Source organism: Sagittula sp. SSi028 (assembly GCF_048553715.1).
Taxonomy (GTDB): domain Bacteria; phylum Pseudomonadota; class Alphaproteobacteria; order Rhodobacterales; family Rhodobacteraceae; genus Sagittula.
Genome location: NZ_JBLZNC010000007.1, coordinates 173,152 through 193,381, shown reverse-complemented (window position 1 = coordinate 193,381; position 20,230 = coordinate 173,152). Strand labels below are relative to the sequence as shown.

Genomic DNA, 20,230 nt, shown 5'->3' with positions numbered 1-20,230 from the left:
TTCGTAAGGGGAGGCAAGGCCATGGCGTTTTGGAGAGTTTACGACCAGCTCGAGCGGGCAATCGCGCTGCTGGCGCTGGCCGGTGTCGTGCTGGCGGTTCTGGCATCGGGGATTGGTCGCAGCATCGGGCAGCCGCTGATGGCCGCGCCGCAATACGCACAGCTTTGCCTGATCTGGGCCGTGATGCTGGGCGCGGATATCGCGACACGGTCCGGTGAACATATTCGGGTGACGGTTCTGGTCGACCTGCTGCCCGCGCGCGCGCGCGCCGCACTGGCGGTGTTTTCCATGCTGCTGATGCTGCCGTTTCTGGGGTTCATCGTCTGGCACGGCTGGCACCTTGCGATGAATAACTGGCAGCGCGAGTTGGGCGCATCGGGGCTGAGCTACGGTCTGGTCACACTGGCCCTGCCTGTGGGGTCGGCGCTGCTGATCGTGTCCTTTGCGCGGCGCATCTGGTCTTCGGGACTGGTGCGCCTGTTTGAACCCGATGCCGACGAAACCGGTCACACCCACGCGGAGGAGCTGCTGTGATTTCCACACTTATTCTGGTTGCAGCCCTGTTGCTGATCGTGATCGGCATGCCCGTGGGCTTTGCCATCGGTATCGCGGGCACGTCATTCTTTTTGCTGCCGGGGACCTTCCTGCCGGATTCAACCGCCGTGCAACGTATCGTCGCCGTCAGCCAGTCCTTCCCGCTGTTGGCCGTGCCGTTGTTTATCCTGCTTGGCAACCTGATGAATGGCGCGGGCATCACGCACCGGCTGATCGCGCTGGCGACGACGCTGGCGGGCTGGATGCGCGGTGGTTTCGCGCAGTCATCGCTGCTGCTCAGCGCCATGATGGGCGGTGTATCGGGCTCGGCCGTGGCGGATGCCGCCATGCAGGCGCGCGTGATCGGTCTGCCCATGGTGGCCAAAGGGTATTCGCCGGGCTTCACCGGTGCGATCCTTGCCATCGGCGGGCTTGTGACAGCCACCATTCCGCCCAGTCTTGGGCTGATCCTGTATGGCTATCTGGGCGAGGTTTCCATCGGCAAGCTGTTCATTGCCGGTATCGTGCCGGGCGTGCTGCTGACTGTGGCGCTGATGCTGGCCACCCGTTTTGTGGCCGTGCGCCGCGACTATAAGCCCGAACGCGACAGCGCCCCCACCTTGCGCGAAGTGGGCAGCGCGCTGCGCACGGGATTTTGGGCCGTGCTTTTCCCGATCTGGCTGCTTTTGGGCATTCGTTTCGGCATCTTCACCCCGTCCGAGGCAGGCGCATTCGCGGTGGCCTACACGCTGATCGTGGGCATGTTCATCTACCGCGAGCTGACGCTGAAGGGCGTGATCGATGCCTGTATCCGCACGCTCAACGACATTGGCATGATCATGGTGATCATCATGTTCTCGGGCACTTTTGGCTATGTCATCACCTTTGAACGGGTGCCCCAAGAGATCGCCGAATTCGCGCTGACCGCGTTTTCCAACCCGACGGTTTTGCTGTTTGTCGTCTCGGGCTTTCTGCTGGCCATGGGCATGCTGATCGAGGCCACGGTTCTGGTGATGTTGCTGACGCCGATCCTTGTGCCGGTGATCACCGCTGCGGGCATCGATCCTGTGCATTTCGGCCTGATCATGATGACGCTGGTGACCTTCGGGGGTATGACGCCGCCGGTGGGAGTGTCCATGTTCACCGTTTGCGGCATTCTGCGCTGCTCGTACAAGGACTACACCGTGGAATCGATCCCCTTTGTGGCGGCGGTTCTGCTCACGGTGGTGCTGATGATCCTGTTCCCAGGCGTGGTCATGTATCTGCCCAACCTTGTTATGTAATCGCCCGCTGTGGCGGTTCACCCATTCCGGAGGATGACCATGAACATCACCCAATTGCCCAGCACGCTGGATCACGCCGCGCTTAAACCGCGCATTCTGCATATCGGGTTTGGCGCCTTTGCCCGCGCGCATCAATTCGTCTACCTTCAAGAGGTGCTGGACGCACAGGGTGGCGATTGGGGTGTGGTCGCGGTGCGCCTGAATTCCGGCGCAGAGGCCTTGAGCGAGTTGGACGCAGCCAACCACCGCTTCACCGTGATCGAGGCGGACGACACCCAGATGACGGCCCGCGAAATCGGTGTCATCTGCGGCACGTGCCATCCCTTGCGCGACGGGCGCGATGCCTTGCTGGACCTGTTCGCTGGCGAGCATATGTCGATTGTCGCGCTGACCATCACGGAAAAGGGCTATTGCCTGTCGGGCGGCGCATTGGACCGCGCCCACCCCGGCATTCAGGCGGATCTGGACGCACCAAAAGCCCCGAAAACCGCCATTGGCATCATCGTCGAGGGGCTCGCGCGGCGGCAGGCTGCAGGGCTTGGCGGACTGTCGGTGCTGTCTTGTGACAACCTGCCGGAAAACGGGGTATTGGCGCGCGCAGCCGTGCTGGAGTTTGCCCGCCTGCGGGATGCGGCGCTGGCCGATTGGATCGCGGCAAACGTCACCTTTCCCGCCACCATGGTCGACCGGATCGTCCCCGCACTGGACAGCGCAGGGGCCAGCCTGCTGGCCGAGGTGACAGGGCATGACGACCCCAATGGCATCATCTGCGAGCCCTTCCGCCAATGGGTGATCGAGGACAATTTTGCCGCCGGCCGCCCCGCGTGGGACAGCGTTGGCGCACAGCTTGTCAGCGATGTCCGCCCGTTCGAGGAGATGAAGCTGCGCATGCTCAACGGGGCGCATACGTTTCTGGCAACGCTGGGGTCACTTGCGGGTCATCGCACGGTCGCGGACTGCATGAATGATCCGCTGTTTGTGCAGGCCACCCGCGCGCTGATGATGAACGAACAGGCAGTCACCCTTGCGCCGCTCGAAGGGGTGGATCTGGCCGCCTATGCCGATGCCTTGCTCGCCCGCTTTGCCAACAGCCGTCTGCACCACAAGACCGCGCAGATTGCCACGGACACTTCAGTCAAGCTGCCGCAACGGATCCTCGCGGCGATGGCGGCGAATATCGACGCTGGACGCGATTGCCCGCTGCAGGCACTCGCCGTGGCAGGCTGGATGGCCCATGTGAAAACCACGGTGGATGCGGGGAATACCTTGGCGGACCCTATGGCGGCGACCCTGACCGGGATCGCGCAAAAAGCAGGCGATGCTTATGTCGACAAGCTGCTGGCCCTGCGCGAGATTTTCCCGCAAGAGCTTGCGGCCAAGCCCGGCTTTGCAGACGCAATCCGCGCCGCCTACCAATCTGTTACGACCCACGGCGCGCGCAACGCGATCACAGCGGTTCTGTCGTAAAAGCACGCCCTGCGCGCGTCTCTTCGGCGCGCGCAGACACTTCTGCGTCAGCTTAACCCGTCTTCAAGCACACAGCTTTCGCGCAAGATCCCCTCGAACACGTCGACCAGCCCAAGATCGCTCAGGCGCGGGCCCGCGTTGCAGACCAGCGACGCGCCAAAAAGCGCCTTGAACACCAGCAGCGGCGGCTCCCAATCGACCAGCCTGTCGAGCGTTGCGCGCAGCGCGGCAAAATCATGCGCGAGATCGGACAGGGGGGCCGTGCTCATCAGCCCCGCGATGGGCAAGGGCAGCACCGCTTGCACCGCGCCACCCGACGCCACCGCAAGCCCGCCACCGGCCTTGCGCACCGCGTCAGCAGCGGCGGCCATATCCGCAGGGTCGCGGCCGAACACTGTCAGGTTGTGGCTGTCATGGGAAACGCTGCTGGCAAAGGCCCCGCGCCATGTCCCCCAGTCTTCGAGAAACGCCACCCGCATGGGCAGCCCCGCACCATGGCGGTTCTGAATGGCCATGCGGATCATGTCGTCTGGCAGGTCTACCCGACCGTCGCGCACGGGTAGAATGCGTTCGCCCCACTGCGGGAAGCGCGGTTTGCACAGGGTCGCGATGCGCGCGTTGGGACCGCGCGCCCAAACCTCGAAAGCCTCCGGCGTCACAGGTGCGATTTTCATGCTGTGGCGCAATGGCTCTGGCACGGGGGCGCGTGGCGGTGCCTGACACAGCTGCCCGTCCTGCGCCACGATCTGGCCGTCGATGATCGTGGTCTCGACGCGAACCTGATCGAGATCGCCCAGCAGCGCCAGATCGGCCCGCCGTCCCGGCGCAACCAGCCCCAGATCCATCCGCCCGATGCGCGTGGCCGCGTTCAGCGTGGCGGCGCGGTAGGCCCAGACCGTCGGCAAGCCGCAGGCGATCAGCACGCGAATGACCGCGTCCAGTCCGCCCTTGGTCAGCAGGTCATCGGGGAACACATCGTCGGTGCACAGGGTCACCGTTTGCGGCAGTTCGCCCAAATCAACCAATGCCTGCGCCAGCTCTGGCAGCAAATGCGGATGCGAGCCGCGCAGCTCGATGGTGAACCCGGCGGACAGTTTGGCCAGTAGGTCCGCAGCCCCCGTCAGCTCGTGGTCGGTCTCAATACCGGCGGCAGCAAAGCCGTTGAGATCCGCGCCAACCAGCCCGCGGGCATGGCCGCAGACCGGCTTGCCACTGTCCAGCCCAGCCTGAACGATCCCGCGCACGCGGCTGTCGCCTTCCAGCAGCGGCTGCATGGTCATCAGCTCGGCTGCGCCGTGGATGTCATCGCGCGATAGCCACTGCGCGACGATGGCAGGGGTAAAATCGCCGCCGCTTTGTTCATATCCGGGGGCCGAGGGCACGCAGGTCGGCATGAGGGGCAACAGGCGCAGCGGCACATTTTGCGCCTCGGCCACGGCATAGTCCAGCCCAGCGGTGCCCGCGACATTGGCCAGCTCGTGCGGGTCCCAGCGGGCGGTTGTCACACCACGCGGCACAACAGCTTCCGCATAGTCGGCCACTGTCACCATGGAGCTTTCCACATGCATATGGGTGTCGATGAAGCCCGGCGCGATCACCTGCCCCGTGGCATCCAGCGTCTGGGTGGCGGCAAAATCATCTGCGGGTTCATGCACGCTGGCGATCAGCGGCCCGACAACCCCCACATCGGCGCGCCGGAACTGGCTTGTCACCATGTCCAGCACAATCCCGCCGGTGATCAACAGATCAAAGGGCGTCTGGCCTCGCGCGGCCTGCACAGCCCGCCCCCGCAATTGAGGGTCGTTCAGGTCGTCAGGAAAGCCCATTGTCAGCCCCTTTTGAAAACACCGCGAGGCAGTCAGCAGCCAAATTGCCGCGCGCTCGCATCGCAAGACGCAAGCGCGATGACGGGTCCGGCGTGAACCGGGTCGCGCCATAGGTGGCATCGGCTGTGATGGACACCTCCACCGCCATCGGCGCGAACTCGAATGCCTCGGGGCGGACAACGGCCATGGCGGCCGTAGGATCATAGATCGCCATATCTTTGCGGCCACGGGTCAGGGCGATATCCAGATAGCCCCCCAGAAGATCCGCAGACAACGGGTCGCAGTCCGGCAGATCCTGCGGATCAAACCGGATCTGGCGGCACATTTCCAGATCGACAACGTCCATCGCAATGCCAGAGGCGGCGACGCGGTGCAGCGCCTCCGGATCGGCCAGCGCGTTGAATTCCGCAAGCGGGGAATGGTTGCCCGCCCCCGCGCTGCCGCCCATCCATACCAGCCGCGTGATACGCCGCGCCGCTTGGGGGTGCTGAGCGATCAGCTCTGCAATGTTGGTCAAAGGTCCCAGCGCAAGCACCACCTTGGGGTCATCGCCCTGCCGCAGCCATGCGCCAAGCGCGCTGACCCCGTCATCGGGCGGGGCAAATCCCGCAACCTCTGGCAGACAGCGCCCGCGCGTCGGCATGCCGGTGGGGCCCAGAATACGTTCCGCCGTCTCGGGCGTGCGCACCAGAGGCCGGTCAGCGCCTGCATGGACAGGCATGTCCAGCCCATAGGCCTGCGCGGCACCGCCTGCGTTGGCGATCACTTGCGGCAAGGGCACATTGCCCGCCACCAGCGACAGCCCCGCAGGTCTGATCCCGTAATGACGCAGCAGCAAAAGCGCCCAAAGGTCGTCAAACCCGTAATCCGTGTCGACCCAGAGGTTCATCGCATCAGCTCGCGCGCGGTCTCTTGCGGCAGATCAAAGGCAATACGTTCCCCGAGCGCCACCTGTGGCACGGCAATCGGCGCATCGGCCTTGATCTGGCCCAAGGGGCTGTCGATCACATATTCGCGGTGGCCCCCGGCAAAGCTGCAGGCCGCGACGCGCCCGTCATGCGGCCCCGCGCCCACCGTGATCGCATCGGGACGCCATGCCAGATAGGGGGCCTCTGATCCGTAGCCCACGGCCAGACGCCCGTGATCGGAGACCAGCGTGTCCCCCTCCAGCGCGAAGATGTTCTCGAACCCCATGAAATCCGCCGCAAAGGCGCTGTCGGGACGGGCATAGAGATCCGCAGGTGTGCCAAGCTGCTCGATACGGCCGTCTTTCATCAACACGATACGATCGGCGAGGGCCAGCGCCTCTGCCTGATCGTGGGTGACAAAGACCATGGTGATGCCGGTTTCCTTCTGCACGCGCTGCAATTCGGTCCGCATCTCCAACCGCAGGCGCGCGTCGAGGTTGGACAGGGGTTCGTCCAGCAGCAACACTTTGGGGCGCATCACCAGGGAGCGCGCCAGCGCCACGCGCTGTTGCTGGCCGCCCGACATCTCGGCAGGTTTGCGGCGTTCAAATCCGGTCAGCCCAACGGTGGCCAGCCCTTCGGCGGTGCGGGCGGCAATCTCGGCGGCGGGCAGCTTTTGCAGGCGTAGGCCAAAGGCCACGTTCTCGAAAGCGCTGAGGTGCGGGAACAGCGCGTAGCTTTGGAACACCAGACCAATACCGCGTTTGTTGGCCGGCACGCGGGTCACGTCGCGCCCGTCAATGGCGATGCTGCCGCCGCTGGGCTGCAGCAATCCGGCGATGGCGCGCATGGTGGTGGTCTTGCCGCAGCCCGACGGGCCAAGCAGGGCGATCAGCTCCCCCTCGCGGATCGACAGATCAAGGTTCGGCACCGCGACGGTGGAGCCATAGCTGAGGGTCAGATCGGAAAGTTGGACAAAGGTGTCAGACATAGCGAGAGAACCCCAGCAGACGTTCGGCAGTGAAAACGATGGCCAGCGACATGAAGGCCAGCAAGGCAGACAGCGCCGCCACGGACGGATCGAAGGTGATTTCCATATAGGCGAGCATGTCGATCGGCAGCGTGCGCACCCCCGGACCCGACAAAAACAGCGAGACCGGCACCTGATTGAACGAGGTCACAAACCCGAGGATAAAGGCCGCAAGCACCCCGCCGCGAATATTTGGCAGCACAACTTTGACAAAGGCCTGTAGCCGGGTGCAGCCCAACAGGACGGCGGCCTCTTCCATATCGGCGCGCAGGTTGTGCATGGATGACGACACCACCCGCACCGCATAGGGCAAAACCAGCGCCGTATGCGCCATGAACAGCGCCAGCGTCACAGTCACCCCCGTGGGCACCACCACATAGCGCAACAACGCCAGCCCCACGATGATCCCCGGCACGATGATTGGCGCGGCCACGATGGTGCGCAGGGTTTCGGCCCCCGGCAGGTCGTAGCGGTTCAGCGCATAGGCCGCCGGCACCCCCATCAGCAGCGCGGCCAACGTGCCAAACACCGCCAAGGCCATCGACAGCGCAAACGACGCGCGAAAGCTGTCGATGGTGAACACCTTAAGATACCAATCCAGCGTAAAGCCCTGCGGCGGGAAGGCCAGATAGCTCGTATCAGACGCACCGGCGAGCACGATGATCACGAAGGGGCCGATCAGAAAGGTCAGCGTCAGACCCAGAATGGTCCAGTTTGCGAAATGGCGCATGGGTCAGCTCCGCGCTGTGGCGAGACGCTTCAGCAGAAGGTTCGCGGAAAAGGACATGACGATCAGGATCATCGCGATCACGCTGGCGGAGACGAAATCATTGGAGACGTTAACCCGCTGATACAGCAGCGTTTCCAGCATCAGCACTTTGGATCCGCCAAGGATCGCGGGCGTGATATAAGCGGTCAGCGCCCCGGTGAAGACAAGCGTGCCGCCGATCACCAGACCCTCCTTGGTCAGGGGCAGGATCACCTTGAAAAAAACCGCAATCCAGCTTGCGCCCAGTACACGGGCGGCGGGGATCACATCGCGGGGGATGTTTTCCATGGCCGAGACCAACGAGATGATCATCAGCGGCAAGAACAGTTGCAGAAGGCCAAGAAACACCGCCGTTTCGGTGAAAAGCAGCCGCAAGGGCGTGTCCGACAGGCCCAGCCCCGTGATGGTCTGGTTGACGATGCCCGTGCGGCCAAGGATCACGATCCACGCATAGGTGCGCGCCACCGGCGAGATCATCAGCGGCAAAACCACCATGCCAAAGACCTTGCCGCGTGATTTCGCATCAAGGTTCACGATACAGAACGCCGCCGCATAGCCGATTACCGCTGCAACACCTGCCACCAAGACGCCCAGCTTCAACGTGCGCAAGAACACCGTGCGGTTCAGCGGTTCGGCGAAAAAGTCCACGTAGCCCCGGATCGAGAACCCCGTGCCTTCGCCGCGAAAGGCCTCGGACAGCAGAATGCCCACGGGCAGCAAGAACAGCAGCGCGGAAAAGATCGCAGCAGGCAAGGCAAGCGCCAGCCCTTCGCGGGTGTTGCGAAACATGTCACATCCTTTGTGCGTGGGGGAGAGGCCGCAGGCAGGCGGGGCCGTTTGGCCCCGCCGTGTCGAATTAGCGGATCACCTCGGCGTTCCACTGGTCGACCCATGCCTCGCGCTGCTCAAGCACGGCCTCGGGCGCCATGATATTGAGCGCTTCGATCAGCTCGGCCCCGTAGGTCATGTTGGCGGCGGCTTCGTCTGTCAGCACGGCCTCGCGGTTGGCGGGGCTGTCGATCATCAGGTTGCCGATCTTGGCCTGAACCTCGGCCGACAGCCAGTAGTCCATGAATTGATAGGCCAGCTCTTCGTTGCCGTTGTCCTTGGTCAGGATCATGACGTTCATGCCACCGGCCTGACCTTCGGCAGGTTCCGCCCAGGCAAAGGGCAGGCCCGCATTGGCAAAGCTGCCCCATGCAAAACGACCCACCGGCGCTGCGATCACCTCTTGCTGGTTCATCAGCTGCACCAGTTCGGAAGACCGCGAATAGAAAGTCACGATGTCATCCGCGTGCGCCCCGATTTCGCTGATCACAGGGGCATAGTCGTCGCTCATGCCCATGGCTTTGCCCATCATCATAACGGTCAGCGGCCCTTGGGTGCCGGTGATGTTGGGCAGCGCCACCTGACCGGCCAGATCGTCGGACAGCAGATCCGCCCAGCTTGTGACCTCGACCAGATCGGACCGGTAAACAATGGAGCTTGCGTAATAGGTGTAGCCCACCGCCATGTTGTCCCCGATGGGGTCTTTGGCGCTGTCATACAGGCTGTCGAAACTGTCGAGCTTGGCCGCATCGATGGGCTGGATCAGCCCCTTGCGCGACAGGCTCAGCGCGTCCTGCGTCGACATGACGGCCATATCGACCACCGGATCGGCGGCGTTTGCCTCGATCTTGGCCATACGTTCGACGCTGTTGCCGGTTTCCACCACCAGATCGCAGCCGCAGATCTCCTCGAACGGGTCGTACAGCGCCTCTTTGTAGGCGTCTTGGGCAAAGGAATAGACCGAGATGGTCAGCGTCTTGTCCGCCGCCTGCGCGGCAGAGCCCAGCACGCCTGCAAGGCCAAGTACGGTGATTGGAAGGGCTTTCATGTCAGTCTCTCCTGTTGGGGTGTTGGGGTTTGTGGGGTTGGTGTGGTCAGGCATTTCGCCGTGGTCGATGAGCCGCGCGGCACCAGCCGCATGGGCACCAGTTTTCCGGTCTCGGGCCGTGGCTGGCCACTGATCTGCCCGGTCAGGGCTGCAAGCGCGCATTCCGCGATCTGCGTCATGTCCTGCGCCGTGCTGGTCAACGGCGGATTGGTGAACGAGGCAAAGGGCAGATCGTCAAACCCTGTCAGGCTGATGTCCTCGGGGACCGAAAATCCCGAACGGTGCAATTGCGACAGCGCCGCGAGCGCCAAAAGATCAGAGGTCGCAAGCACCGCGCTGGCACCTTCTTGGGCAAGGCCGCGCAGCCGCACCAGCCCATGTTCGCCCCAGACCACATCGTACCGGACCCCTGCCCCCAGACCTGCAATCATGCCGGAGACGCGGTCGCGCTGCACATCGGACACCGGATCGCCGCCAAGGATCACAACCTGACGGTGGCCCAATTCGCGGATATGGGCCCCGACCAGCGCGCCGCCGCCCGCGTGATCCGCCGACACGGTGTTGCGCGGGTCCGACCCTGTGTTGATGGTAACAGATGGCAAGGTGGGCACGACCGGAGAGGTCCCCTTTTGCGGGACAACAACCAGCCCGTCGACACCGCGCCCGATCAGCGCCTTGATCGCCTCGGTCTGGCGCGCCTCGCTGCCACGGGAATCGCCGATCAGAATGCCAAGGCCCCGCGCCTCGGCGGCAATCGACAACTGTTGGGCGATACGCGGAAACAGCGGGTTTGTCATATCCGGCATCACAAGCCCGAGTATTCCGCTATGGCCGGTTTTCAGCGCGCGTGCGGCGGTGCTGGGCTGATAGCCAAGCTCGGCGGCCCGCGCCTTGATCCGGTCGGCCAGGGCCACAGACACGCGGCCCTTGCCTGACAAGGCGTTGGATACCGTAGCGGTTGAGACGCCCATATCCTGTGCAATGCTTTTGATACTGGTCATTCAGCTTCCCCTTGGTAAATCGATTAATCGGGGTGCTGACCGTGGGTCAACGCTTAATTAAACGATTAATCACTGCATAAGCATGAAGACGATGAGCGCTGCACAATCCTTGGGCAGAACGAAGGTGATGCGCGCGCACCATCCGGCTGATTGAAACGCGCGCAGAATCGGCGTCAGGCTTCGCCTGCCACCAGATGCCCCTGTCCGATGTCGCGCAGTGTCACCCGCCGGGGCTTTTGGCCAAGCGGCAGAATCGGGGACGGGATATCCCCCGAAGACCGCGCAACCTCGCGTCCGCGCTGCGCAGGATCCGGCACTGGCACGGCCTCCAGCAGACGCCGGGTGTAGCTGTGCTGCGGATTGCCAAAGACCTGATCGCGGGTGCCTGCCTCGACGATCTGGCCCAGATACATCACCGCCAGCCGGTCGACCACGTTTTCCACCACCGCCATGTCGTGGCTGATGAACAGGTAGGACAGACCGGTTTCGCGCTGAAGCTCATCCAGCAAGCCCAGCACCTGCGCCTGCACCGATACATCCAGCGCAGACACGCTTTCGTCGCAGATGATCAGTTTGGGCCGCAGCGCCAAGGCGCGCGCCACGCAAATACGCTGGCGTTGGCCTCCGGAAAACTCATGCGGATAGCGGGTCATCTGCGCCTTTGTCAGACCGACGCGCTGGAACAGCTCTGCCGCGCGGGCATGGCGATCTTCGGCACTGCCGATGCCGTGGATCAACAGCGGCTCTGCCACCGCGTCCCCGACGGTCATGCGCGGGTCCAGCGCGGCCATCGGATCTTGGAACACCATCTGGATATCGCGGCAGATGTCGCGCCTGCCTTGCTCTGTCAGCCCGTTCAGCGCCTGACCGGCGACCTCTATATGACCTTTGTGCGGCACCAGTCCGGTCAGCGCCTTTGCGACCGTGGATTTGCCACAGCCGCTTTCCCCCACAAGGCCAAAGGTCTCGCCGGGGCGGATGTCAAAACTGATATTTTCCACAGCGTGAACTCGGTGGGTCGGGCGACCAAAGAAATTGGCCCCGATGTCGAAACCGACCTCGGCGCTGACAAGACGCGCCACGGGAACGGGCGCGGCCGGTGGCTGCGGTTTGCCACGCCTGCCGCCATCGCCCAAGCGCGGCACAGCGGCCAGCAGATCGCGGGTATAGGGGTGTTCGGGCGCGGTAAAGATCTCTGCCACGGTGCCGGATTCGACCATGCGCCCCTGACGCATGATCACCGCGCGGTCCGCATATTCCGCGACCACACCCATATCATGGGTGATCAGGATGATCGCCGTGCCGATCTCCGCCTGCAGGTCGCGCAGCAGTTCCAGCACCTCGCGCTGCACGGTGACATCCAGCGCAGTTGTCGGCTCGTCCGCGATCAACAATTCGGGGCGCAGCGCGAGCGCCATGGCGATCATAACGCGCTGCCGCATCCCGCCGGACAACTCGTGCGGGTATTGCGACATGCGCCGCTCGGGCTCTGATATGCGCACCCGCGTCAGCGCATCGATTGCTGCCTGACGCGCGGCGGGACGCGACAGGCTGTCATGGGCCTGCAAGGCCTCGATCATCTGCGTGCCGATGCGGTGCACCGGGTTAAGCGATGTCATCGGCTCTTGAAAGATCATCGCCACACGTGAGCCGCGCCAGCGTCGCATCTCTGCCTCTGGCAGCTGTGGCAGATCGACACCGCCCAGCTTTGCCGTGCCGGAACTGACCGTCACGTTGTTGGGCAACAGCCCCATCAGCGCGAGCGAGGTGATCGACTTGCCCGACCCGCTTTCGCCCGCGATGGCCAGAGTCTCGCCCGCCTGCACGTCAAAGGACAGACCCGCCACCAGCGGGCGCACCACGCCGCGATCCCTGACCGACACGGTCAGATCACGCACCGACAAAAGCGGCGCAAGCGCCCCCGTGGGGGCGGTCGCATTACGGGCCTGCGTCATTCCAGAACCATCCGTGGAAAGTAGAAGGACACCACCCAGTTGGGCATGTCGACGATTTCGGAAATGCGCAGATCCCCGCAGGTGGACACCAGCATATAGGCGTCCACCGCCGACATGCCGTAGCGCGCCGACAACAGATCCACCATGCCCGCCACGGCATCGCGCGCGCCGCTCATCAGATCGGGGCCGATGCCGGTAGTGACCTCATACCCCTTGGCATCAAGATGACGGGTCACCGGACCGGGCGTGGTAAAGCGCGGCATCTTCAGGTCTGCCCCCTTGACCAGATCCAGCGTCAGCGTCACGTCCATCGGGCTTTCGATGGCGGTGCCGCAGACTTCGCCGTCGCCTTGGGCGGCATGGGTGTCGCCCACGGAAAACAGCGCGCCTGCGACCTCGACCGGCAGGTAGATTTCCGTACCGGTGGACAGATCGCGGATGTCCAGATTGCCACCCGTGCGCCGCGGCGGCACGATGGAATGCAGCCCCGGCTCCGCCTGTGCCACACCGATGGTCCCGGTGAAGGGTTTCAAAGGCACGCGGCCCATATCGCCCCAAAGCGCAGGTTCCATCGTGGCGGCGTCATACTTCCAGATCGTCAGCGCGGCATCGGTGAACTGATCCGCCAACAGACCAAAGCCGGGAATATTCGCCGTCCAGCCCCAGGCAGAGCCCTCTTGTTCGCGCGGCGCGAACCCGTCGAGCGTGATCTTTAGTGCGTCGCCCGGCTCGGCCCCGTCGATGTAGATCGGACCGTTGACGGGGTTGATCTTGCCGAAATCCAGCGCGGCAACATCGGCGACGGTGCTCGACGGGCCAAGCTGGCCCGCCGATGAATCCATACAGTTGAAGCAGATCGTGCTTCCCGGCGCGACCGTCGCGACCGGGGCAACGGAGTTGTCCCAGCCGAAATGGTGCTGTGCGCCGTGGATCGTGTAATCACAGGCCTTGCACATGGGATCACTCTGTCACGAACACGTAGTCGTAGTTCACCGGGATCGAGACCGGATCGACATAGAGCGCATCATCGCCGCCCATCCGCGCGGATTTCATGGTGTAGCGCTGCTCGTTGAACACCGGCACCCACGGGGCCTGCTCCATCACCTTCATGTAGACATCGGACCACATCTCCAACCGTTCAGGGGCGGAGGGATCGGTCATGCTGTCGGCCGCTGTCGCCATGGCATCGATGCTTTCATCGCAGAACTTGGACCAGTTCCATCCACCCTCGCCCACGCCGGCACAGCCAAGGATCGGGCCGTAAAAGTTCGACGGATCGGGAAAGTCTGCAATCCACGCCATGCCACCGGACCAGATCATCGGTGCCTCGCCCGCGCCGCCGGCCTCGATCACATTGGCCTGTGCGAGGCTGCGGATGTCCACGTCCACACCGATCGCCTTGAGATCCTGCTGGATGGCCTGCGCAATGCGCGGGTTGGGGTCGGTGTTCATCACGTAAAGCTCGGTCGAGAAACCGTTGCCCACACCTGCCTCTTCAAGCTTGCCCTTTGCGGCCTCCACATCAAAGGCAAAGCCGTCATAGCCGTCGGTGTAGCCGGGCATGGTGGGGGGCAGCGGTTGGGTTGCAGGCACCGCGCGCCCGTTGATGATCTGGGTGATGCGGTCCTTGTTGATGGCCATGTTGATGGCTTCGCGCACGGGCAGCTTGTCGAGCGGCGCGATGCCCACGTTCAGCGTGATGTAGCCCGTGTGCAGCTGGCCGCCTTCGACGACGCGCGCGGCCTGTTCGGGATCACCCATCACCTCTTGGAACTTTGCGGGGGGGATGCCGTCACCGGGCACATCGACCTCGCCCTGTTGCAGACGCAGCAGCGCGACAATGGGCTCTTGACCGACCTCGAAGGTCACACCGTCCAGATACGGCACACCGTCGCGCCAGTAATCTTCGTTCTTGGCAAAGACCAGACGCTGGCCAATGGACCATTCATCCAGCTTGAAAGCGCCGGTGCCGACAGGATGCTTGCCGAAATCGGTGCCATGTTCGTCCACTGCTTCCTTGGGCACGATCGAGGCAAAGTTCAGCGCCATCACATGCAGGAAGGTGGCATCTGGCCGCGACAGGGTGATCTTGACCGTCATGGGATCGACGACCTCGACACCGGACAGGCTGTCAGCCTCGCCGCTGGAGATTTCGTCAAAGCCCGCGATTGAGGCAAAGAAGCCCGCGCCCGGCGATTGCGTTTCCGGCGTGGTGACGCGGTCAAGCGAGTATTTCACATCCTCGGCGGTCATCTCGCGCCCGTTGTGAAAGGTCACCCCCTCGCGCAGGGTAAAGGTAAAGACCGTCCCGTCCTCGGAGATCTCGTAGGCAGAGGCCAGACCGGGGCGCAGTTCGGTGGTGCCGGGGACATAATCCATCAAGCCGTCGAACAGCGATTTGATCATCGACCAGTTCTGCCAGTCATAGCCGATGGCCGGGTCCAGCGTGGCCACATCGTCCTTGTAGGTTACGGTGATCATCCCGCCCGGCGTCGCGTCGGGATCGGGGGTGTAGTCCTGCGCCTGTGCGGCAAATGCACCGGCCGCCAGCAATGCTGTGGAAAGAAGTAACTTTTTCATATCATTATTCCCTGTCGGTTTGGTGTGTTATGAGGCAGCGCGGCCCGTGATGCCGCGACACCGGTTGGTATCTCGGGGTCAGCGCAGCTTGATGCGCGGATCGATCAGCGGGGTCGCAAGGTCGGCCAGTAGATTGCCCAGCACGATGGCCGTGGCCGAGACCATGGTGACGCCCATGATGATGGGGATGTCGACGCGCTGGATCGCCTGCCATGCGAGCTGTCCGATGCCCGGCCAGCCAAAGACGCTTTCGACGACGACGATCCCGCCCATGAAAATGCCGATATCGATGCCGATCATGGCGATAATGGGCAGGATGGCGTTGGGCAGCGCGTGGCGCATCAGGATGCGGGCGCGGGTGAGCCCCTTGGCGCGGGCGGTGCGGATGTAATCCTGCCGCAGCACATCGACCATGCTTGACCGCATCATGCGCGAGTACCACCCCGACCCCATAATGCCCAAGGTCACCGCAGGCAGCACCAGATGCGCCGCTGTCCCGTATCCACCGATAGGGAACCAGCCCAGTTGCACTGCAAAGACATAAAGCAGCAACAGCCCCACCACGAATTGCGGCGCGCTGACCGCAACGAAGGACGTTACCATCAGCCCCTGATCCAACGGTCTGCCGCGAAAGACCGCAGCCACCACGCCGAGGGTCAGACCAATTACCAGCTCGCAGGCGATCCCGCCCGCCATCAGCAGCAGCGACGCAGGCAGTCGCGCCGCGATCAGGGTCGAGACTTCGGTCTTTTGCAGATAGCTGCGGCCCATGTCGCCTTGGACCAGACCGGTCAGATAGCGCCAGTATTGCACCAGCATGGGTTGATCCAATCCCAGCTGCGTGCGGATGTTTTCCACGGTTTGCGCGGTGGCCGACCGGCCTGCAATCTGGCGCACCGGATCGGCGGGCAGGACAAACAGCAACACAAAGGTGATAAAGCTCACCCCCAGCAGGATCAGTGCGGATTGGATCAGCCGTCTGGTCAGATACCCCGCCATCAGTCGTTCCCCCTTTGGGTCGGGTCCAGAACGTCGCGCAGCGCGTCGCCGACCAGATTAAATGCCAGCGCCAGCAACAAGATCGCAGCCCCCGGGATAAAGACCAGCCAAGGCGCGGCCTGAAAGTAGGTCTGGTTCTCGAAGATGATGTTGCCCCAGCTTGGCGTTGGCGGCTGAACCCCCACACCAAGGAAAGACAGCGTTGCCTCTAGCAGCACGGTCACCGAAATCCCCAGCGTGCCCCAGACGATCAGCGTCGGCACCAGATGCGGCAGGATATGCCGAAACAGGATGCGCCCGCGCGAGGCACCCAGCGTCCGCTCGGCGGCGATGAATTCCCGCTCCGCCAGAGATGTGGTTTCGGTGTAGACCACGCGCGCGGTCTGGACCCAGTTCACCAGCGCAATCACCATGGCGACGATCCAAAGCGACGGCTGAAAGATCGCCGCGAGACAGATCGCCAGCAACAGCGCCGGAAAGGCCATCATCAGATCGGTGAACCGCATCAGCACGGCCCCGAACCAGCCGCGCAGGAACCCCGCCAGCACGCCCACAAGCGTGCCGATGACCAGCGCGACCCCATTGGCCACCACGCCAATGATCAGCGAGGTCCGCGCGCCATAGAGCATGCGGGAAAACAGATCGCGGCCCAGCAGATCGGTGCCCATCCAGAAGGTCGCATTGGGGGCCAGCGGCTCGCCGAACAGGGTCAGCCCCTCGAACAGTTGCTCATCAGGGGCAAAGGGCGCGATCCATGGCGCAAAGACGGCCCCGCCCACCACTATCGCAATGATGGCCAAGCCGAACAGCGCGAGCTTGCGACGCAGCAGGCGGCGCAGCACGCCCGAGGGGGCCGAGACTGGCTGTGGCCCGTGGCTGACATCAACCATTGTCGCGCTCCTTTGTGGCAGAGGCATCCGGTTTGGCAACGATGCGGGCGGCGGCTTCCTCGAAGCTGATGCGCCAGGCCATCGCCATGGCGCGCAGCTGTTCATAGGCCTCGTCTTCGGTCTTGCCGCGTGCAGCCAGCAGCGTGACCGCCTGCACAACGGTCTGGCGCTGCCCAAGGCGGCGGCGCAGGCTGTCGATCTCGCCCGCCTGCCCGATCCGCGCGTCAAAGGTCGCACGCGCGATCAGCAGCGCCGAATAGACGCCATTGTCCCCCACAGGTTTCAGGATCTGCGCATCGGCGCCGAAGTTCATCAGCCATTCGATACGGCCCGGTGCCTCGGACCCGATCAGGGCGATGGTGGGCAGCGGGGCCTCTCCGGCAGTCCACGGGAACTGGTCGTCATAGGCCGTGTCGACATCGAGAAACAGAAAATCCGCCCCATGCACCGATGCCGGAAGATCCGGCCAGCAGCAGTCGACCTGCAGACCAACCGCATGCAACTGGCGTGTGAGCGCGGCAACCGTGGCATGGGGACGGTGCAGGATCACCGCGCGCGCCCCGCCCAGTTCGGGAATGGACAGCCTGCGTCTCATGTCACCACCCGCAAGACCGGCTGGCCGGATTGACGCGCTGCCGTCAGATAGGGGTCGCCCTCAATCGGGCCTGTGACCCGCAGGGGACGGAACGCGCCCCCTTCGACCCGCGCAATGGAGACGGGCAACGACACATGGTGGGTGCGCGGGCTGATGCCCACCGCCTCGGCCCCCGGCAGGGCGAGCAGATCGGGCAAGGACAGATCATCCGCCCCGGGGGCAAGTGACAAAAGCCGCGCCAACATCATCACCGACGCATGGGCCGCCGCCTCGAAGGAGGACCCGAAATCCTCGCGCCCCTCATTGCCGGGCAGTGCGGGGGACTGGTCCTTGAACCACGGGCCCGCGGCAATCACACCCTCGGCCGACGCACCCAACATCGGCAGCTCTGCCTCTGTCATGTTGCACGACAAAACGGGGCAGCGGCCCTCTGTGAAATGGGCATCATTGGCCCGCAGCGCGGCGATGGCATCCAGCATCGCATATTGCGACGGGCCGATCAGTTGGTTGAGGACAAAATCGGGCTTCAGCACGGTGATCTCGTCCACGATGCGGGCGATATCGGTAGAGCCGATGGGCAAATAGCGTTCGCCCAACACCTCTGCCCCGTTGCGCCCGCTGATCTCGCGCGCGATGCGGTTCATCTCCCAGCCCCAGATGTAATTCGATCCGGTGAGGTAGAGCCGCTTGCCGAATGTGGAAAAACAGTAGTCCAGCAGCGGGAGCAGATGCTGGTTGGGGCAGGAATGGGCATAGACCACGCGATCTGATGCCTCGAACCCCTCGTAAGGGGTGGGATACCACAGCACGCCGCCCATGCGTTCGAGGCTGGGAATGACTTCCTTGCGGCTCCATGAGGTGGTGCATCCGATCACGTGGCGCGCGGTGCTGGAGCGCAGGATATCCTCGCACATGGGGGCATAGGCATCGACATCGCCACCCGGATCACGGGCCACCGGATTGAACCGGATCGCCAGACTGTTGTCGGCGTTCACCTGCGAGATCGCCTTCATCGCACCGGCAAGGCTGGCCTGCCCCATCAGCTGGTAGGGTCCGGTGGTGGAAAACAGCAGGCCGAGGTCGATAAGGCGGGTCACGCAATGCTCCAGAAACGAAAACGCCCCGCGTCCGGGCCCGTCCGCTAAGGACAGGTCGAGACACGGGGCGTGAATGCCGAATATGTTGGGTTGATCGTGTACGGCCTCGCGCGATCTGTCAAAGATTTATGACAATGAATGCGGGCGGCACGTAAAATTTGTTCAGATTTTAGGCAGGACTTGCTGTTAAATCGCCAGATCCGGAACGTATCATGGCAGTGATCGCGTGATATGCCCCTTGCACATTAGGTATTTGAACCAAGAAAAAGCAAAAGCTGTGGCTTGATGTGGGCGTCAGGTGCGGGCGCGCAGATCGTTGATCAAAGCGATTGCGCGCGCCACGGCGTCCGCGATAGACATATCCGTCGTGTCAAGCATGACAGCGTCCTCCGCCGGGCGTAGCGGCGCGTCGGGCCGGTTCATATCGCGTTCATCGCGGATGCGCAGATCTTCGAGCACCTGCTCTTCGTCTACGTCGAACCCTTTGCTGCGCAGCTCGGCGCAGCGGCGGCGGGCCCGTACTTCTGGCGCCGCGATGACAAATAGCTTCGCCTCTGCATCGGGGCAAATCACCGTGCCAATGTCGCGCCCGTCCAGAACCGCGCCGCCATCACGGCGGGCGAAGGCGCGCTGGAAATCAACCAAGGCCGCCCGCACGTCGGGAATTGCAGCGGCTTTGGACGCCGCCTGCGCTACGTCGGCCGTGCGCAAAGCGGGATCATCCAGCCACTCCGGGCGCAGGGACCTTGCCGCGTCAATTGCCGGCGTACCGTCGAGCATCTGGCGACCGACCGCGCGGTAGAGCAGGCCCGTGTCCAGATGCAGAAAGTCGAAATGTTCCGCGACCGCGCGTGAAATTGTCCCTTTGCCGCTGGCGGCGGGTCCATCGATCGCAACTGCAAAGCTCATGGCGGTTCTCCGTGCTCGGGGCTGATGCTTATCAACGCTTTGCGCGCAGGAAAAGTGTCAGCCTGTCCTTCGGCGAAAATCCCGCGCAAGCAGCCACAGGGTCACGGCAGAAAACAGAAGCGTTTTGGCGCGCGTGAAGGGCACGGCGGTGTCGCGATCAAACAATGGCGCATAGGCTGTCCAGTCGGTCGGGACGCTGCGCCCCAAGGCCCAAGCGAGTTGCTGTTCCAGAATGATGTTCTCGGCCAGATCACAGCCCAGCGGCAAGGCGGCAATCGCAAGGCCCAGCCTTGGTCTGTCACCAAAGGCCCGCATGACCCAAACGGCCCAAAGCGCCATGAACACCAGATCCAGACGCAGCACATTGCGGTAAAACGCGCCTTGCCCGCTGTCGTGCAAGGCAGAGGCAAAGCGCGCAAGATCGGCCGTCGTGTAGTGCCAGCTGGCCTGTGGCAGAAACCCGGCCAGCGGTTCGATCCGCCACAACATAAGCCCCGCCATCACCGCAAAC

At 63.5% G+C, this 20,230-nt stretch carries 19 protein-coding genes; 3 read left to right on the top strand and 16 right to left on the bottom strand.

The genetic code is table 11. From position 1 onward, the window contains the following. Nucleotides 1-21: 21 nt before the first annotated feature. Genes ACN5AZ_RS14760 through ACN5AZ_RS14750 form a run of 3 tightly spaced genes read left to right on the top strand, consistent with a single transcriptional unit; the run spans nt 22 to nt 3,284 of the window. Entirely contained in the window at nt 22-534 is a 513-nt protein-coding gene (locus ACN5AZ_RS14760; RefSeq protein WP_419429654.1) for a TRAP transporter small permease, read from the top strand. Beyond that, entirely contained in the window at nt 531-1,817 is a 1,287-nt protein-coding gene (locus tag ACN5AZ_RS14755) for a TRAP transporter large permease (RefSeq protein ID WP_419429653.1), read from the top strand. Before ACN5AZ_RS14760 ends, ACN5AZ_RS14755 begins: the two co-directional genes overlap by 4 nt. Before the next feature lie 39 nt (nt 1,818-1,856). Beyond that, complete coding sequence (locus tag ACN5AZ_RS14750) at nt 1,857-3,284, top strand: mannitol dehydrogenase family protein (protein ID WP_419429652.1); 1,428 nt, start codon at nt 1,857-1,859, stop codon at nt 3,282-3,284. Between the two features lie 47 nt (nt 3,285-3,331). On the opposite strand, the gene ACN5AZ_RS14745 is transcribed toward ACN5AZ_RS14750, so the two are convergent. The 16 genes from ACN5AZ_RS14745 to ACN5AZ_RS14670 all read right to left on the bottom strand — a co-directional run bounded on the left by ACN5AZ_RS14745 (nt 3,332) and on the right by ACN5AZ_RS14670 (nt 20,220). Further along, nucleotides 3,332-5,110 carry an adenine deaminase gene (locus ACN5AZ_RS14745; protein ID WP_419429651.1) on the bottom strand — a complete coding sequence of 593 codons (1,779 nt, stop codon included), beginning with the start codon at nt 5,108-5,110 and terminating at the stop codon, nt 3,332-3,334. Continuing rightward, nucleotides 5,097-5,999: a nucleoside hydrolase gene (locus tag ACN5AZ_RS14740; RefSeq protein ID WP_419429650.1), complete on the bottom strand. Its 903-nt coding sequence runs from the start codon at nt 5,997-5,999 to the stop codon at nt 5,097-5,099. The genes ACN5AZ_RS14745 and ACN5AZ_RS14740 overlap by 14 nt, the downstream gene beginning before the upstream one ends. After that, nucleotides 5,996-7,009 (bottom strand): ABC transporter ATP-binding protein, encoded by a 1,014-nt coding sequence (locus ACN5AZ_RS14735; RefSeq protein ID WP_419429649.1) that lies wholly within the window; start codon nt 7,007-7,009, stop codon nt 5,996-5,998. Before ACN5AZ_RS14735 ends, ACN5AZ_RS14740 begins: the two co-directional genes overlap by 4 nt. Further along, nucleotides 7,002-7,778 (bottom strand): ABC transporter permease, encoded by a 777-nt coding sequence (locus ACN5AZ_RS14730; RefSeq protein WP_419429648.1) that lies wholly within the window; start codon nt 7,776-7,778, stop codon nt 7,002-7,004. The genes ACN5AZ_RS14735 and ACN5AZ_RS14730 overlap by 8 nt, the downstream gene beginning before the upstream one ends. A 3-nt stretch (nt 7,779-7,781) precedes the next feature. Further along, nucleotides 7,782-8,606: an ABC transporter permease gene (locus tag ACN5AZ_RS14725; protein ID WP_419429647.1), complete on the bottom strand. Its 825-nt coding sequence runs from the start codon at nt 8,604-8,606 to the stop codon at nt 7,782-7,784. Between the two features lie 67 nt (nt 8,607-8,673). Then, nucleotides 8,674-9,693 (bottom strand): extracellular solute-binding protein, encoded by a 1,020-nt coding sequence (locus tag ACN5AZ_RS14720; protein ID WP_419429646.1) that lies wholly within the window; start codon nt 9,691-9,693, stop codon nt 8,674-8,676. Further along, the gene (locus ACN5AZ_RS14715; protein WP_419429645.1) at nt 9,690-10,694 is read right to left on the bottom strand and encodes a LacI family DNA-binding transcriptional regulator; all 1,005 of its coding nucleotides are present in this window, start codon (nt 10,692-10,694) and stop codon (nt 9,690-9,692) included. Before ACN5AZ_RS14715 ends, ACN5AZ_RS14720 begins: the two co-directional genes overlap by 4 nt. Nucleotides 10,695-10,867: 173 nt before the next feature. Continuing rightward, nucleotides 10,868-12,649, bottom strand: a complete 1,782-nt coding sequence (locus ACN5AZ_RS14710) for a dipeptide ABC transporter ATP-binding protein (RefSeq protein ID WP_419429644.1) — start codon at nt 12,647-12,649, stop codon at nt 10,868-10,870. After that, nucleotides 12,646-13,605: an acetamidase/formamidase family protein gene (locus tag ACN5AZ_RS14705; protein WP_419429643.1), complete on the bottom strand. Its 960-nt coding sequence runs from the start codon at nt 13,603-13,605 to the stop codon at nt 12,646-12,648. Before ACN5AZ_RS14705 ends, ACN5AZ_RS14710 begins: the two co-directional genes overlap by 4 nt. Before the next feature lie 4 nt (nt 13,606-13,609). Beyond that, entirely contained in the window at nt 13,610-15,229 is a 1,620-nt protein-coding gene (locus tag ACN5AZ_RS14700; RefSeq protein ID WP_419429642.1) for an ABC transporter substrate-binding protein, read from the bottom strand. A gap of 78 nt (nt 15,230-15,307) precedes the next feature. Next, the gene (locus ACN5AZ_RS14695) at nt 15,308-16,228 is read right to left on the bottom strand and encodes an ABC transporter permease (protein WP_419429641.1); all 921 of its coding nucleotides are present in this window, start codon (nt 16,226-16,228) and stop codon (nt 15,308-15,310) included. Continuing rightward, complete coding sequence (locus ACN5AZ_RS14690) at nt 16,228-17,118, bottom strand: ABC transporter permease (RefSeq protein ID WP_419429640.1); 891 nt, start codon at nt 17,116-17,118, stop codon at nt 16,228-16,230. Before ACN5AZ_RS14690 ends, ACN5AZ_RS14695 begins: the two co-directional genes overlap by 1 nt. Next, nucleotides 17,111-17,713 (bottom strand): ANTAR domain-containing response regulator, encoded by a 603-nt coding sequence (locus ACN5AZ_RS14685; protein ID WP_419429639.1) that lies wholly within the window; start codon nt 17,711-17,713, stop codon nt 17,111-17,113. Before ACN5AZ_RS14685 ends, ACN5AZ_RS14690 begins: the two co-directional genes overlap by 8 nt. Then, entirely contained in the window at nt 17,710-18,810 is a 1,101-nt protein-coding gene (locus tag ACN5AZ_RS14680) for a transporter substrate-binding protein (protein ID WP_419429638.1), read from the bottom strand. Before ACN5AZ_RS14680 ends, ACN5AZ_RS14685 begins: the two co-directional genes overlap by 4 nt. A 294-nt stretch (nt 18,811-19,104) precedes the next feature. Further along, entirely contained in the window at nt 19,105-19,719 is a 615-nt protein-coding gene (locus tag ACN5AZ_RS14675; RefSeq protein ID WP_419429637.1) for a (d)CMP kinase, read from the bottom strand. Between the two features lie 57 nt (nt 19,720-19,776). Continuing rightward, nucleotides 19,777-20,220, bottom strand: coding sequence for a hypothetical protein (locus tag ACN5AZ_RS14670; RefSeq protein ID WP_419429636.1), 444 nt, complete (start codon nt 20,218-20,220; stop codon nt 19,777-19,779). Between the last annotated feature and the right edge of the window lie 10 nt (nt 20,221-20,230).